The organism is Kitasatospora sp. NPDC048298, assembly GCF_043201465.1.
Classification (GTDB): Bacteria; Actinomycetota; Actinomycetes; order Streptomycetales; family Streptomycetaceae; genus Kitasatospora.
On the sequence record NZ_JBICYZ010000039.1, the window covers coordinates 1 to 13978 of the forward strand.

At 69.2% G+C, this 13978-nt stretch carries 12 protein-coding genes and 1 pseudogene; 10 read left to right on the forward strand and 3 right to left on the reverse strand.

Annotated features, from left to right (window positions below):
* The first annotated feature begins 102 nt into the window (after window positions 1-102).
* Window positions 103-234: a hypothetical protein gene (locus tag ACGF0D_RS26290; protein ID WP_392883311.1), complete on the forward strand. Its 132-nt coding sequence runs from the start codon at window positions 103-105 to the stop codon at window positions 232-234.
* A gap of 337 nt (window positions 235-571) precedes the next feature.
* On the opposite strand, the gene ACGF0D_RS26295 is transcribed toward ACGF0D_RS26290, so the two are convergent.
* Together ACGF0D_RS26295 and ACGF0D_RS26300 are read right to left on the reverse strand one after the other, a co-directional pair.
* The gene (locus ACGF0D_RS26295) at window positions 572-1390 is read right to left on the reverse strand and encodes a class I SAM-dependent methyltransferase (protein ID WP_392920253.1); all 819 of its coding nucleotides are present in this window, start codon (window positions 1388-1390) and stop codon (window positions 572-574) included.
* Window positions 1387-2700 (reverse strand): helix-turn-helix transcriptional regulator, encoded by a 1314-nt coding sequence (locus tag ACGF0D_RS26300; protein WP_392920256.1) that lies wholly within the window; start codon window positions 2698-2700, stop codon window positions 1387-1389. The genes ACGF0D_RS26295 and ACGF0D_RS26300 overlap by 4 nt, the downstream gene beginning before the upstream one ends.
* Window positions 2701-3076: 376 nt before the next feature.
* On the opposite strand from ACGF0D_RS26300, the gene ACGF0D_RS26305 reads away from it, so the two are divergent.
* The 5 genes from ACGF0D_RS26305 (at window position 3077) to ACGF0D_RS26325 (ending at window position 7063) form a co-directional block, all read left to right on the forward strand.
* Window positions 3077-3217, forward strand: a complete 141-nt coding sequence (locus ACGF0D_RS26305) for a hypothetical protein (RefSeq protein ID WP_360430406.1) — start codon at window positions 3077-3079, stop codon at window positions 3215-3217.
* Between the two features lie 13 nt (window positions 3218-3230).
* A complete protein-coding gene (locus tag ACGF0D_RS26310) occupies window positions 3231-4418 on the forward strand; it encodes a cupin domain-containing protein (RefSeq protein WP_392883306.1) in 1188 nt (395 codons plus the stop codon).
* Window positions 4415-5311, forward strand: a complete 897-nt coding sequence (locus tag ACGF0D_RS26315; RefSeq protein ID WP_392920259.1) for an aldo/keto reductase — start codon at window positions 4415-4417, stop codon at window positions 5309-5311. The genes ACGF0D_RS26310 and ACGF0D_RS26315 overlap by 4 nt, the downstream gene beginning before the upstream one ends.
* A gap of 220 nt (window positions 5312-5531) precedes the next feature.
* On the forward strand, window positions 5532-6131 hold the full coding sequence (locus ACGF0D_RS26320; RefSeq protein WP_392920261.1) for a hypothetical protein: 600 nt from the start codon (window positions 5532-5534) through the stop codon (window positions 6129-6131).
* 116 nt (window positions 6132-6247) lie between these two features.
* On the forward strand, window positions 6248-7063 hold the full coding sequence (locus ACGF0D_RS26325; protein ID WP_392920264.1) for a hypothetical protein: 816 nt from the start codon (window positions 6248-6250) through the stop codon (window positions 7061-7063).
* 5 nt (window positions 7064-7068) lie between these two features.
* Here the strand turns inward: ACGF0D_RS26325 and ACGF0D_RS26330 are convergent, their stop codons facing one another.
* The gene (locus tag ACGF0D_RS26330) at window positions 7069-7344 is read right to left on the reverse strand and encodes a hypothetical protein (protein ID WP_392920266.1); all 276 of its coding nucleotides are present in this window, start codon (window positions 7342-7344) and stop codon (window positions 7069-7071) included.
* Window positions 7345-7353: 9 nt separating this feature from the next.
* On the opposite strand from ACGF0D_RS26330, the pseudogene ACGF0D_RS26335 reads away from it, so the two are divergent.
* From ACGF0D_RS26335 to ACGF0D_RS26350, 4 genes and pseudogenes are all read left to right on the forward strand, one after another.
* A pseudogene (locus tag ACGF0D_RS26335) lies at window positions 7354-8496 on the forward strand (NAD-dependent DNA ligase LigA); the annotation flags it as partial.
* Window positions 8497-8594: 98 nt separating this feature from the next.
* On the forward strand, window positions 8595-10031 hold the full coding sequence (locus ACGF0D_RS26340) for a tyrosine-type recombinase/integrase (RefSeq protein ID WP_392920269.1): 1437 nt from the start codon (window positions 8595-8597) through the stop codon (window positions 10029-10031).
* Entirely contained in the window at window positions 10025-11770 is a 1746-nt protein-coding gene (locus ACGF0D_RS26345) for a hypothetical protein (RefSeq protein ID WP_392920272.1), read from the forward strand. Before ACGF0D_RS26340 ends, ACGF0D_RS26345 begins: the two co-directional genes overlap by 7 nt.
* A complete protein-coding gene (locus ACGF0D_RS26350) occupies window positions 11767-13977 on the forward strand; it encodes a hypothetical protein (protein WP_392920275.1) in 2211 nt (736 codons plus the stop codon). The genes ACGF0D_RS26345 and ACGF0D_RS26350 overlap by 4 nt, the downstream gene beginning before the upstream one ends.
* The last annotated feature ends 1 nt before the right edge of the window (window position 13978 follow it).

Consider the following 13978-nt stretch of genomic DNA (forward strand, 5'->3'; position numbering starts at 1 on the left):
CCCATCCGCATATCTCACACAGCACCGGATACAGCCACTGCTCCAGACCCATCAGGAACTTCACCAAGGTTCACCCTGACGAGCCGATGTCAGTAGCCACCGGTGCTGCTGCATCGATGGCGGGCCTGGACGGCGCTCGACGCCGTGCGGGCCGTACTGGCCGACCTGGGGATCAACGAGGCCGACCTGACAACGGAGCTGTACACGGACGCGGTGGCCGCAGCTCGTACCTGATCCCGGCGGAGCGCTGGTGGTTGGCAAGTCGCAAACGGCTCGCACTCCCTGTAGTCGGTGTGCTGCACCGTCCGGTCCGAGGCCCATGCCGCGCCGCCCCGCTGACGGCGCGGTGTCGCAACTACTTCGCCAGCAGAGTCACCAGTCCGATTTCCTGTGCAGACAGCGGACGAGCTACGTCAAGGCCGACGGCGGGGCTGCGCTGAAAACGCGGCCCGCCCCAAACGACCACCTGAGGTAGAGGCAGCGGGCTTTACGAATATGAGGAATCACCAGAGTGAAGGCCTTCCCCGGCCACTCGTGGCCGGGGCCGCCGGGCACACAACCGACCTGCCCCTCAACGGCGGCAGATCAGGATGCCGCCGAGGCAGGCGATCTCGAAGACCCCCTCAGTGGCGATCACCTCAGTAACGATCTCCGCTGCTCGGCTTACCGTCTCGTGGAACGGGACACCACAACGGTCAGCCCACGCCTCGTACGAGGCCAGGTGGGCGACGATCGGCGCAGGGTCGGGAACCTCGATGACACCGGGCAGTTCCCGCACCCTGATGTCCTCGAACGCTGTACCGAGGTAACCGGGGGCCTTCTCCAACGAGAATCGCGAGCTGAGGGAGACCCTCGCCGGCCCCTCGGGAAGCCCAAGGACGTCCCCTGCGGCCCTGGCCCAGAGCCGGTCCAGCTCCTGCTTGTCCGTGTCGCTGTTGGTCGAGGCGATGAGCACGCCGCCAGGCCGGAGGATCCGGGCCAGTTCCTTGATCGTGGCCTCGATGTCGCCTACGTGGTACAGCATGTGCAGGGCCAGCACCGCGTCGGCGCTGCCGTCGCCGAACGGCAGGGCTTGGGCGTCGGCTACCAGGACCGGCTTCGGGACATCGGCGAGGATGCCTGCCGAGATGTCCACTCCCACGACCTGGAGGTCCGGTCGGTCCCTGTTCAGGCGGTTGACGAACTTGCCGTTGCCGCAACCGACGTCGAGGATGATCCCGCTTGCTCCGGCCAGCTCTTCGATGACGATCCCGGGCAGGTCGTACTGCGGCTGCTGCCACTGGTAGATGGACTGGCGGGCGGCCAGGTGGCGTCCGTCGGCGTAGGCGCTGTTCGCGAGGATCGCTTTGTCGGTGACTGCGGCGTCCTGCTGTGCAGTGTTGCTCGTCACTGGGGCAGCTCCGGAGGGTTCGTGAGTGCGGGTCGAGAGCAGGCTTCTCTGACATTCTCACGGAGACTCAGGACGAGCGGGGAGCCTGCGTAGGCGGGCTCAGCGAGACGAGCGCTCAGAGCCTGAAGACGGGTGGAGATGCTCGCTGTTCGCCGGTCCGGTGCGGCGTCCAGCACCACCGAGAGCTTCTCCTGCACGCCGTCGAGGTCGCCGTGGGCAAGGTGGGCGTTGGCGAGGTCAAGGCGGGCAGCCAGCAGGTCGCCGGAGGACTGTTCCTTCTGCGGTGCGGCCTCGTACAGGGCGATGGCCCTGGAGGACGCCTCGATGGCACGGTTCACGTGACGCCGGCTGTCCAGGGCAAGGAGGGCGGTGCCGGCGTAGGTCCACTGCTTGGCCTCGGGAAACGTGAATACGCCGGGAAGATCCACAGCGGCTGCTCCGCTCCGCCCCGCCTCGGCCGCTGCCACGGCTCGTAGCGCGTTCGCGCTGTCGCCGAGCGCCGCGGTGGCCCGTGCTTCGAGGCTGAACAGACGAGCTGCGATCGTCCCGCTGTCCGCGTACGGCAGCCCGGCTCTGGCCAACTCGGCGGCCTGGCGGTGGTCCTGCTGCCAGTAGGCGATCAGGGACTGGACGGATCGGATCCACGCCCGGAGACCGTTGTGGCCGGCTGACTCCGCGCAGCGCCAGGCCGTTCGCGAATGCGTAGCCGCAGCTGTGTACTGGCCGAGGTCGAGGGCGACATGGGTGGCCAGGCCGCAGAGGCGTCCGGCCTGCACGTAGAGACGGCTTGTCTGGTGGGGGTGTTGGCGGCCTCGGAGTAAGTCGAACACTCCTCGCCGGAGGGTTCCGATGTCGTGGAAGAGCTCGGACACCGGCTTGCTCACGTAGTCCCCTGCCAGCCTCGCAATGTCCGCGTCGATCTGTTCGAGCAGAGTGTCGTCCACGTTGGACGCGCTCGCGAAGCGGAGGAAGAGCGCGGACTCCGCCGAGTCAGCTGCCACGGCCACTACGAGATCGTTGTCGTGGTCTGTGCGCCGGGTAGGCACGGGAGGCGAGGCATCGCAGATGCTGCTGGGTGGCGGAACTGCTTCGGCGACTGCAGGGGGTGCTGCCAGCAGGTCGGCCAACTGATCGACCGAGAGTCCCAGGGCGCGAGCGAGCTTCGGCCGCATCCAGGGCTGCGGGGCACCCCTACCGCTCTCCCATCGCCCCACAGTCGTACGATCCACGTCGAGGGCTTCAGCCAGGGATTCCTGGGTGTGGCCGACAGCCTCCCTGCGCTGGATCAGCCGGGACCTCCTGGATGCCATCCCGCGTCCTCCAGAGGTACGTCAGTTCGTCCGTAGCCATAACAGGCCAGGTCATTCCCGGGTTTGCAGCACGGATGCCTCATTGCCGCTTCAATTCTGCTCTGATTCACCGGCGTTGGAGGCGGTTCTGTAGATACCTGCCGGGTGAATCCCGGCGCGAATCGGCCACGGGACGTCGTGCCGACCAGCGTCTGACAAGACTTCCTCCAGCCCCGACACGGGTTTGGGGGGATACGGGTGCCCGCACTGGTCAACAGCCACGCGGCGTAAGCACCTGAGGTTCCTTGCCGGCGGCTTGCCCCGGCAACGGATCCATCGCTTCACCCACGACGGGGCCGGGCAGTCGGCCTGCCCCATGACTCCGAAGGAGTGCTTCATGCCCGAGAACCTGACGAACAACACCGAGCTGGAGGGCGACGGCCTGCTGGTCGCCCGCGCGAAGGTCGCCGCGGCCCGATCGCGCGGCGAGCAGTCGTCGGACGGCGGCTCCACCGGCCGAACCGACACCAACGACTGACGGCTGCATCACGATGACCGCCGAGCACTTCTCGGTGGTCGAGCGTCTGGGCGGGGATGACTTCCTCGCCCGGACGCTCGGCCGCAGCTTCAAGGTCGCACGCGGTGAAGCCGCGTCACTCGCCGGACTCATGAGCTGGGATGACCTCAACGCCATCCTGACCCGCCACCGGTTCGAACCCCCTCGCTTCCGACTCGCCACCAACGGGGAGCAGTTGCCCGCGCACACGTACTCCCGGCCGATCGTCACCCGGCGGAGCACCGTCTGGCACCAGCTCCAGCCCTCCGAGTTGCACCGGCGTCTGGCTGAGGGCGCCACGCTGGTGCTGGACGCCGTCGACGAGCTGCACCCCGGAATCGGTGCTCTGGCCGGCCAACTTGAGCGCTGGCTGCGAACCGGCGTACAGGTCAACCTGTACGGCTCCTGGACCGACATCGAAGGCTTCGGTGTCCACTGGGACGATCACGACGTGGTTGTCGTCCAGCTTGACGGCGCGAAGCGCTGGCGCATCTACGGCCCCACCCGCACGGTGCCGATGCACCGCGACGTCGAGATGCCCGAACCGCCGCCCGAGGAGCCCGTCGCCGATCTGGTCCTCACCGCCGGAGATGTGCTCTATCTGCCCCGGGGCTGGTGGCACGCCGTCGCCGCCTCCGAGGGCCAGCACTCGCTGCACGTCACGTGCGGGCTGCAGAGCACGACGGGCGCCGATCTGATCACCTGGCTGTCGGAGACGTTGCGCACCCACGAGGCGGTCCGAGCGGACCTCCCGCACTTCGGGACCGCCGAGGAGCAGCACGCCTTCCTCAACACGATCGGCAAGCTCATCACGGCCGAGTTGGAAAGCGACGACCTGATCGCCCGCTTCTCCTCCGCGCGTGACGCCACCGAGCGAGCCCGGCTCGCACCGTCGCTGCCCCACATCACGGCGGCCCCACCGGACACCGACCTCCAGGTGCGCCTGGTCACCACGCGGCCCGCGCTCACGGCCGTGTCCGACGGCACCGTCCGGCTGACCGCCGGCGGTGAGGAGTGGACGTTCGCCGCCAAGGCCGAGCCGATGCTCGCGCTCCTCGCGGACGGGGAGCCTCACCGGCTGGCCGATCTCGCACAGGCCGCAGGCATCACTCTCGGGCAGGCGGCCGGTGTCGTGACGGAGCTGGTCGACGGCCAGGCCGCCGCGATCGGAGGTGCGCGATGACGGCCAGGCTGGGCCTCGGTACCTACCGCTGCCCCGATGTGGCCGAGGCCGCGCTGATGGCCGCCTCCCGAGGTGCCGACTGGGTGGACACCGCGCCCAACTACGCAGGCGGCCGGGCGGAGACGTGGCTCGCCGTGGTTCTGGCTGCCTACCCGGATCTGCGCGTCTCCACCAAGGTGGGCTTCGTCCCGGCCAGCGCCAGGCACATCGGTGTGCGAGCCGGCGCCCTGTCCGCAGCGGACGCCGAACGCGGGCACTGCCTCGCCCCGGACTACATCGCCTGGCAGCTCGCGCGCACCAGGCTCATGCTCGACCGGGTGCCCGACCTGGTGTTCGTACACAACCCCGAACACGACTGCCCGGAAGGCGAGATCACCGATCGGCTCTTCAACGCCTTCCAGGCTCTGGAGGAAGCGTGCAGCCAACAGATCATCAGTGCCTACGGAGTGGCGACCTGGCGCGGCTTCAGTAGCGGCCTCTTCGACGTGCCCACGCTGATCGAACTCGCGGCCAAGGCCGGCGGGCCGAATCATCACCTGTGGGCCATCCAGCTCCCGCTCTCCCTCGTCCACCTTGCGCCCGTCGCCCAGGCTCTCGACGGATACGGCCCGTTGACTGATGCCCTGGATGCGGGACTGGAGGTGTTCGCCTCCGCCCCGCTCCACGGCGGCGAGATCCCCGGCATGGTGACCTCGGAACTGTCCGAGCTGATCAACCCTGGCAAGACCCCTGCCGAGACCGCCCTCGCCGTCGTTGCTTCAGCCCCAGGGGTGAAGCGCGTGCTCCTGTCGACGGGGAACCCGGAACACTGGGGGCAGGCCGCCGAAGCCGTCGGCCGGCCGTCGCTGTCTCCGGATGTACTTCGAAGGGTCGTTGATGTACTCGGAACCTGAGCCGGACACCGCCAGGCGGATGCGAGGGATGCACGCCACAGCAGCAGCGGCGCTCAACGCGACGCCTACCGGCTCCCGCGAAGCGTGGGGCTGGCGCGGACGGACCCTCAGTCGTCCGGTCGCCACCTCATCCGGCGAGGGCTGGCTCCGCTTGGTGTCCGCCCCGGCCGACAAGGCCGGCGGAAAGCTCTGGGATGGACCGCAGGAGGCAGAACGACTCATGCCTCCTGCGGTACCCAGGCCGCGCCTGCGAGAGCGGCGCACCTGGACCGAGGGCGAGCACGGCTACTTGGCAGAGCTGTACGACAAGATCACAGCCTCCACCATCACCACCCACGAGCCGATCCTTCGGGAGACTCCGGACCTGGACGACGCCTGGTGGGACGGGCTCAGCACCGCACTCGATGGCATCGCCGCCGTCCCCAGCAGCCGAGTTGCGGTCCGGCAGGAGTACCTGGACCGTGCCATGCCCCAGTACCTGGGCATCCCGATCGACACCAAAGCGCCCGCCTGGACGACCGCGCACGGCGACCTGCACTGGGCCAACCTCACAGGCCCGACCCTCACCGTCCTCGACTGGGAAGGCTGGGGCGCCGCGCCCGCCGGGTACGACGCGGCACTCCTCCACGCCTACAGTCTTCTCGTTCCCGACACTGCCGACGAGATCCGGCGTCGCCTCGGCCACATCCTCGATACTCCCGCCGGGAGGTTCGCAGAACTCGTGGTCATCACCGAACTGCTGCAGACAGTTACCCGAGGCGACAACCTCGAACTGGAGGGAGTACTACGGGCACAGCTCGTCCGCCTGGCGGAGAGATGAAAACGGCTCGCACTCCGCGTAGCCGGTGTGCTACTTTCCGCATCATCAACAGAACATAGGAGACCCCGGCGGTGATGGAACACCCCGGGGTCGGGCACCAGGAGCTGTAACTCCAGATGCAGATTCATCGTAGCGCGCACACGCGCGCGTTCACCGTCCTTCCCAACGGCCTGTTGCAGGATCGCCGACTCTCCTACACCGCCCGCGGCCTGCTCGCGGACCTCCTCTCCCGCCCCGACGGCTGGCGGGAGGACGGGCGGCAGATGGCGGACAGCAGTCCGCAGGGGCGGGGCGCCGTCCGGCGGGCGCTCAAGGAACTGAAGGACGCCGGGTACTACCGGGTCGACACGGTCCGGCTGGCCGACGGCACCGTCCGCTCCGAGGCCCACGTCTTCGACACCCCTCAGCCCGCACCGGCTGCCCCCCGTCCGGACGCCGGTGAAGGGGGCACCGGCGGCGCTGTCGCCCCTCCCGTAAAGGACCCGGGAGAAGAACCCACCCTCCCGGATGAACGGACGCGGGCGGCCGTGGCCACCCTGTTCCGGGTGATCCGGCCCGAGCCCCGCCTGCGTCTCGGCGAGGCCGAGGCGCAGGCGCTGGCTCCGCTCGTCACCCAGTGGCTGGAACGGGGAAGCACTGAGGCCGAGTTGGCGAACGCCCTGATCCCCGGACTGCCGCAGCCGATGCACTCCCCGGCGGCGATCCTCCGGGACCGCCTGCGACGCAAGCTGCCGCCGGAACGCCCCGAAGCCCCGCCCGCCTCCTACGCCGAATGCGGCCGCTGCCACGACCCGGTGCCCCAGCCCGGCATCTGCCGCGCCTGCGCGGGCCTCGGCACGAGAACCGTCGCGGTCGGCAGCGGGGCCCGGGCCACCCCCGGGGGCGTGGCCCGTGCACGCGCGGCCCTGCGTGGGCGGCCTCAGCCGATCTGAGGCCGTTACGGGCGGGTGCCGGATCGGGAGACGATGGCTCGGGTGAGGACGGCCATCTGGCCGGTGACGTCGCCCTTCCTGACGGTCGTGCCGTCGGTGAGGGCGACGGTGTGCTCGCCGAGGAAGGTGTAGTCGGCGCGGTCGAAGATCCACTGAACCTGGACCCGTCCGCCGCTGTCCGTCCGGGCGACCGCGACGCCCGCCGGGTCGGCGCCGACACCACCATCACCGCCCGACAGGTATGACCCCGCCCCGGTGCCGTTGTCAGTGTCGGCCGCCATGATTCCCCCATGACCGAGACCGCCGCCCCGCTCACCTCGCCGTCCGCGTACGCCGACGCCGTCGCCACCGCCGTGCAGGCCGCCGCCGCGTACTACGCCGACGGCTCCACCCCGCTCGGGGACGACGAGTACGACGCCCTGCTGCGCGACATCGCCGCGTACGAGAGCGCCCACCCCGGCGAGGTGCTGCCCGAGTCGCCGACCGGCAAGGTGGCCGGCGGCGCCGCCACCGGCGACGTCCCGCACAGCGTGCCGATGCTCTCCCTGGACAACGTGTTCTCCGCCGAGGAGCTGGAGTCCTGGGTCGCCGGCCTGGAGCGGCGCCTGGGCCGGCCCGTCGCCGCCTGGTGCGTGGAGCCCAAGCTCGACGGCCTCGCCGTCGCCGCCCGCTACCGCGCCGGGCGCCTGCAGCAGGTGATCACCCGCGGCGACGGCCTGGCCGGCGAGGACGTCACCCACGCCGCCGACGCCATCCTCGGCCTGCCCGCCGAACTGACCGAGCCCGCCGACATCGAACTGCGCGGCGAAGTCCTGCTCACCCAGAGCCAGTTCGAGCACGCCAACCGGGTGCGCGCCGACCACGGCGCCACCCCCTTCGCCCACCCCCGCAGCGGCGCCGCCGGCACCCTGCGCGCCAAGGACCGCCCCTACCGGATCGAGCTGACCTTCTTCGCCTACGACGCCGTCGGCCCCGGCGACCTCGCCCACAGCGCCCTGCTGGAGCACCTCGCCGCCCTCGGCGCCCACACCGCCGCCGCCACCGCGGCCGCGCCGCGGCACTGCGCGGACATCGCCGACGTCCAGCGGCGCATCGACGAGATCGCCGCCCTGCGCGCCGAACTGCCCTTCGGGATCGACGGCGTCGTCGTCAAGGCCGACCTGGCCGCCGACCGCGCCGAGGCCGGCTCCGGCTCGCGCGCGCCGCGCTGGGCGGTGGCCCGCAAACTGGCCGCCCAGCACAAGGTCACCCGGCTGCTCGAGGTCGAGTGGAACGTCGGCCGCACCGGCATCATCGCCCCGCGCGCCGTCCTCGAACCGGTCGTCATCGACGGCGTCACCGTCACCTTCGCCACCCTGCACAACCCCGCCGACATCGAACGGCGCGGGCTGATGATCGGCGACCAGGTCTTCGTCTACCGCGCCGGCGTTATCTCTGCTTAGTTGGCATGTCTCATTGAATCTGCCTCAGCACTCCTGGGATTGTCAATAGTTCTTGCACTCTGCTGCGTCGCACTCCTACGGTGCCACCCATGCACCTGATCTACTTCTCCCGCGAAGGCTGGGAGAGCTGGGGTCTGTCTTCGAAGCCGCTCGTACGTGAGGGCATGCCCGTACTCATCGACGATGACCTGCTGTTCGAGGAAGCCGGTGTGGCCCGTCCCACGGTGGCGGTGAACCTGTGGTTGCAGAACCTCCCGCTGGATGGCGCCCCGGCCCAGAAGACCTGGAAGACCTATGCGCAAGCGATGAAGCCCTGGCTGGAGCACCTGGCTGAGGTCGGGGTCCATCCGTTCGCGGACCGCGAGACCCTGCGTGTGGCCCTCAGCAGCTTCTCCGAGTACCGCCTTTCCGGTCCGCTCTCGGCCCGTTGGGACGTGAGCACGTGGAACCAGAACGTGAACACAGTGGCGCGGTTCTACCAGTGGGCTGTCGAGGAGGGCTTCTGCACGGCGGTGCCGTTCACGTACGCCCTGGTCCGGCGTTCTACTGAGGCTGGCCCCGTGGAGACCCGCCGCAACATGGCGACGCTGCGGGCCCCGAAGCCGCACGTGACGTTGTCGTACCTGGAGGACGACTTCCTTCAGTTGTTCCTTTGGGCTCTGGCGGGTCTGGGGCCCGGCGGCGTACCGGACACCTTCCGGGGCCGCCAGGTGGGGCGCAACGCCGCGATGGCGAAGCTGGTGGTGTCCAGTGGGCTGCGCGCACAGGAGTTCACGCATCTACTCAACTACGAGTTGCCGACTCTGCCGACCCGGCAGACGACGTTGCCGCTGCCGTTCCCGCTGTCAGCCCAGATCACCAAAGGCAAGAAGGCGCGGGAGACGTGGGTCGACGTGGACGCCGCTGCTGAGATGTGGCAGTACGTGGACCTGGACCGGGCGGCGGCCTGCCACGGCAAGGTCTACCGGCCGCGCGAACCGCTGCACGTCACCGAGCCGGACTGGGAGGGCGGTCGGATCAACGGCCATCGCCGGTCGTGGCGGAAGTTGACATTGGAGGAACGGCTCCGTCTGGTGACGCCCGAGGGCACGCCTGCGGTACTCGCGCTGCAGGCGGACGGGAAGCCGTTCACGGACTGGGGGACGGTCTTCCGGCGGACCTCGGAACGAATCCGCCGGGACTTCGAGCCTCGCTTCCCGATCGTGACCCCTCACACGCTGAGGCACACGTTCGCCATGAGGACTTTGGAGAAGCTGGTCAAGGGCTACTACCAGCGCGCCGCCGCGCTGGTCGCGGACACACACGCCGACGCTGCCCTGGCCCTCTACCTGACCAAACACGACCCGCTGCTGGTGCTGCGTGACCTGATGGGACACACCAGCGTGACAACGACGGAAATCTACGTCGCGCGTTTGGACGTGCAGCGGATCTACGGAGATTTCTACCGCGAGGCCGGTGCGACCAGCGGTCTGATGCCGGCCGAGGCCGCCTCGGAGTTCGACGAAGAGAGTGATGCCGCGTGGTGACCCGCGTCGAGAGCGATCCGCTGCGGATCGAGTTCAGATTCCCCGACTCCACCCGGTGGACAGGCGACCTGAGCCAGACCCCGAACCCGGTCCTCGCCCGTGATCTGGCCCACGGGCTCGTGCAGTTGGTCCACCCCCTCGGGGGCGTCAAGCGACGTCACACAGCAATCTTCTACTGCGTGGCCGCCCGTCGCATGATCGCGGCCCTGGCCGAGGCCGGGTTCCGGGAGGGGGTCGCTGATCTACGCAAGAGCCACATGCTGGCCTACTGGATGTCGGCTTCCGGCGAGCACGTGGCCAAAAGCAAGATGCTGCTGAAGAGCTGCGGGGACCAGGTGGACGCCGCGCTGCGGGCCTACGTAGAGGGGCGGGCGGTCAAGCGGCGCTCGCCGACGAAACCGCTGCAGCCCTACAGCGAGCGCGAGTGGAAGAACCTTGAGTCGGGGCTGCGCGAAGAGGTTCGGGCCTGGATAGCGACCCACCGCGAGACCGTCGCCCTGGCCAAGTTGGGGCCAGACCCCAGCGACCGGGGTATGAACCGGCAGAACCTCGCTCACCTGCTCCTCGAACACGGCCCCCTCGCCGTCGCCGGGATGGCCGGGCATCTGGGCATCTCCGGTGCCGTCCTCAATGCGTCCAAGACCGACCTGCTGCCACTGCGCAACGCGCTCTATCCCACGGTCCACGAGGTCTTCGCGTTCAGGATGCTGTTTGGCGTCTACTCGGGCGTCGTACCGGACGGCATCCGCGACGTCCGGATGCAGGACGTGACCTGGGCGGGCAGCCGTACTGTGCTGATGGCCTACGACAAGCACCGGCGCGGAATCGAGTCGGTGAATCTGGCCTCGCGGGCTGTGCGCCTGCTGGAGGCCTGGCTGGAGGTGTCCGAACCGATACGCCGCTATGCCCAGCCTGAGACGGCCGATTCCCTGTGGATCTTCCGGACCTTCCGCGGGGAGGGCCCGAAGGGCACCAGCGAGTTCTTCCCCATCGTCGCTGCCAGCGACCTGCCCGGCAGCGGCAACAAGCCCAGGGCCCGACTGGCGAAGCGGCTGGGCCTACTCACAGACGGGGGCGAACCCCTGCTGGTACATGGCGCCCGGGTCCGCACCACCTACCACAACGCGCTTTCGCGCAAGGGTTGGACCGGCCGCACGACCATCGACCCGAACCACTCGGCCAGGGTTGAGGGTGATCACTACGTCTCCACGCTGACCCCCGCTCAGACCGATGCGGTGGAGGCGATCATCGAGGACGCCCAGGCTGATCTCCTGCGCCGGGCCAGGCCAGCGCTGGTGCTGACCGACGAGGAGACCGTCGCGTTCGCCGCCGCGCATCCCGCTGAGGTCGCCCGCCTGGGACTGGACGAGGGGGCCGTGGCCGAGCTACTGGGCGGCGAGATGGACGTCTTCACAGCCGCGTGCTCGAACCAGCTCGCGGGCGAGCACGGCCCGGCGGGCAAGCCGTGTCCGGCTCGGCCCTGGGTCTGCTTGCTGTGTCCGCTGGCGGTGTTCCTGCCCAGGCACCTGCCCAACCTGTTGCGATTGCGCGCCTACTTCGCACGCCAGTCCCGGCGGATGACGACCGACCAGTTCCTGGCCGTGTTCGGACCCTACGCGGACCGTTTGGACCGCGACATCCTGCCGCGCTTCCCCGCAGGCCTGCTGGAGGCCGCTGCGAGCGACGTACACGACACCGACAGTGAACTTCCGCTGCGTCCTGAGGAAGGAAGCGAATGAGCTCTCCCGCCCGCGTCACCGTCCACGTTCCCACCGGGCCGATCCCGGCCGCGCTGGCCACCCGGTCTCCTTTCGCGGGGAAGGACGTCTGCGCCGAGGCCGGCTGGGAGCTTCGCGCGGGCAGCCACCGGACCGTGTTCGACGATGATGTCTGGGACATTCGTGGCCTCGCGGACGCGCCGAAGTCGATGCTGGAGAGTGTGAAGATCTGGGACTTCACCCGGATCGTCAATCCCCGGTGGAGGCTGACCGCGAAGGAGTACCTGTTCGCTGCGGTCGTCCCGCAGCACGAAGCCGTGCTGGCCCTGCCGGATGCACCCCGGGACCCCCTCAAGCCGCAGTCCTGCTACGGGTTGGTGATGGAGCTGGTTCGCTGGCTCAACTTCCTGACCGACCAGGGCCTGGAATCCCTGCAGGACGTGCTGCAGGAGCACTGCGATGCCTGGAAGGAGGTCCGGTCCTACCACTCGCGGCACGCGAGCCAGAGCCATCGAAAGCTCCAGCCCGGCTCACTGGGCCATGTGATCACCCCGGTGAAGTTCCTGGGCTGGTACTCGGCACTGTTCACGGCCGACGGCTACCGGGACGGGTTCGTGCCCTGGGGCAAGACTCCGGTTTCCGAGGTCGTCGGCAAGGTGTGGTCGCCGGTGAACAACACTCCACCCGTCCCGGACGAGGTGTTCCAGCCGGCGGTCGCCGCCGCTCTCTACGTGGTGGAGGCCCTGGGGCCTTTGGTGGCCGACCTGGTCGACCTGGCTCGCAGTCAGGACGAGGGTACGGTGGCATCGGGCATCAACAACTGGTCGGCCGAGCGCAGGCAGCGTTTGCTCGATGCACTGGACCACCACGTGCGCGAGAAGATCCCCTTCCCCCGGGTGGAAGTGAAGTACATCAAGGGGCGGCTCACCCGCGGGTGGTCGCCGCAGGACCCGCTGCTGGAGGTGAATATCCGACGGGTTCTCCAGCAGTCGATCGGGGCTGAACACCTCCCAACGTTGTTGCTGAACCAGGTGCGGCCGAGCTGGGAAGCCGCGGTGGCGGCGGCGGGGATCGAGGAGGAGTACGCCCGCGACGCGGCCTCGGTACCCCGCGCGGATGATCCGCACGAGCTGGTTGCCTGGACGGCACCTCTGTCACGGCATGACATCCGCGACCTGCACGCCGTCGTCCTGGGGGCCTGCCGAGTGGTGGTGGCAGCGCTCAGCGGCATGCGCGCGAGCGAACTGGTCGAGCTCACCGCCGACTCGCCGCTGCCGCCCACGACGGTGGCGGGTGGCACCCAGCGATTCCGCCTGGGCGGCAAGCTGATCAAGGGCCAGGAGCTCGGGGGTGTCGACGAGCAGTGGGTCGTGCTGGAGCCCGCTTACCGGGCGGTCCAGCTGGCCGCGCGGCTCACGCGGGCCACGGCTGGTGAAAGCGTGTTCTCCACCAGCGGGATGGACTACGCCTACCGGCGGCTGCGGGACTGGGTCAACAGCCCGGCCGGGCAACGCCTCGGCCTGGCCCATATTCCGGCTGGGCCGGTCACTGGCAGGATGATCCGCCGCACGATCGCTCTGCTACTGGCCCAACGGCCGGGCGGCCTGCTGGCTGCAAAGATCCAGCTCAAGCACGTCTCTGTGGTCACCACGGAGGGCTACGCGGCCCGTCCGGGTGGCTCCCAGGGCACTCTGCTCGCCGAGATGAAGAAGGCCGAGGCCGACCACCACACAGAGCTGACAGCCGCCGCCTACCGTGACTACCAGCAGGGCCGTCTGCCAGCCGGCACTGGCGCACGGGAGCTCATCGCCGCCTTCGAGCACATCGACAAGGAACTGGCAGAAACCTCCCCCGGCCCGGCATCGGTGCTCGACTCCGACCGCCGACTGGAGAATCTGTTGCGCCAGCAGGCCAAGCACCTGCACGTCCAGGCGGCGAACTACTGCTGGTTCCGCGACCCCTCCAAGGCCCTGTGTCTCAAGCTGGCCGGGACACCTGGAGCAGACCGGCCGCTGGCGGGAATGTGCGACTCCGCACGATGCGCGCAGGCCACTCACCACCCCTGCCACCTGCCGATATGGCAGAGTCAGGCCGCCAACCACAAGGTGTTCCTGGCCAACCCGCGCTTCCCAAAGGGCGAGAAGACCCGGCTGATGCCGGAGCTGGAGCGGGCCCAGCGGGTGGTAGACGAGATCATCGCCGCCAACGCGGCTGGCCGAGGGGATTGAG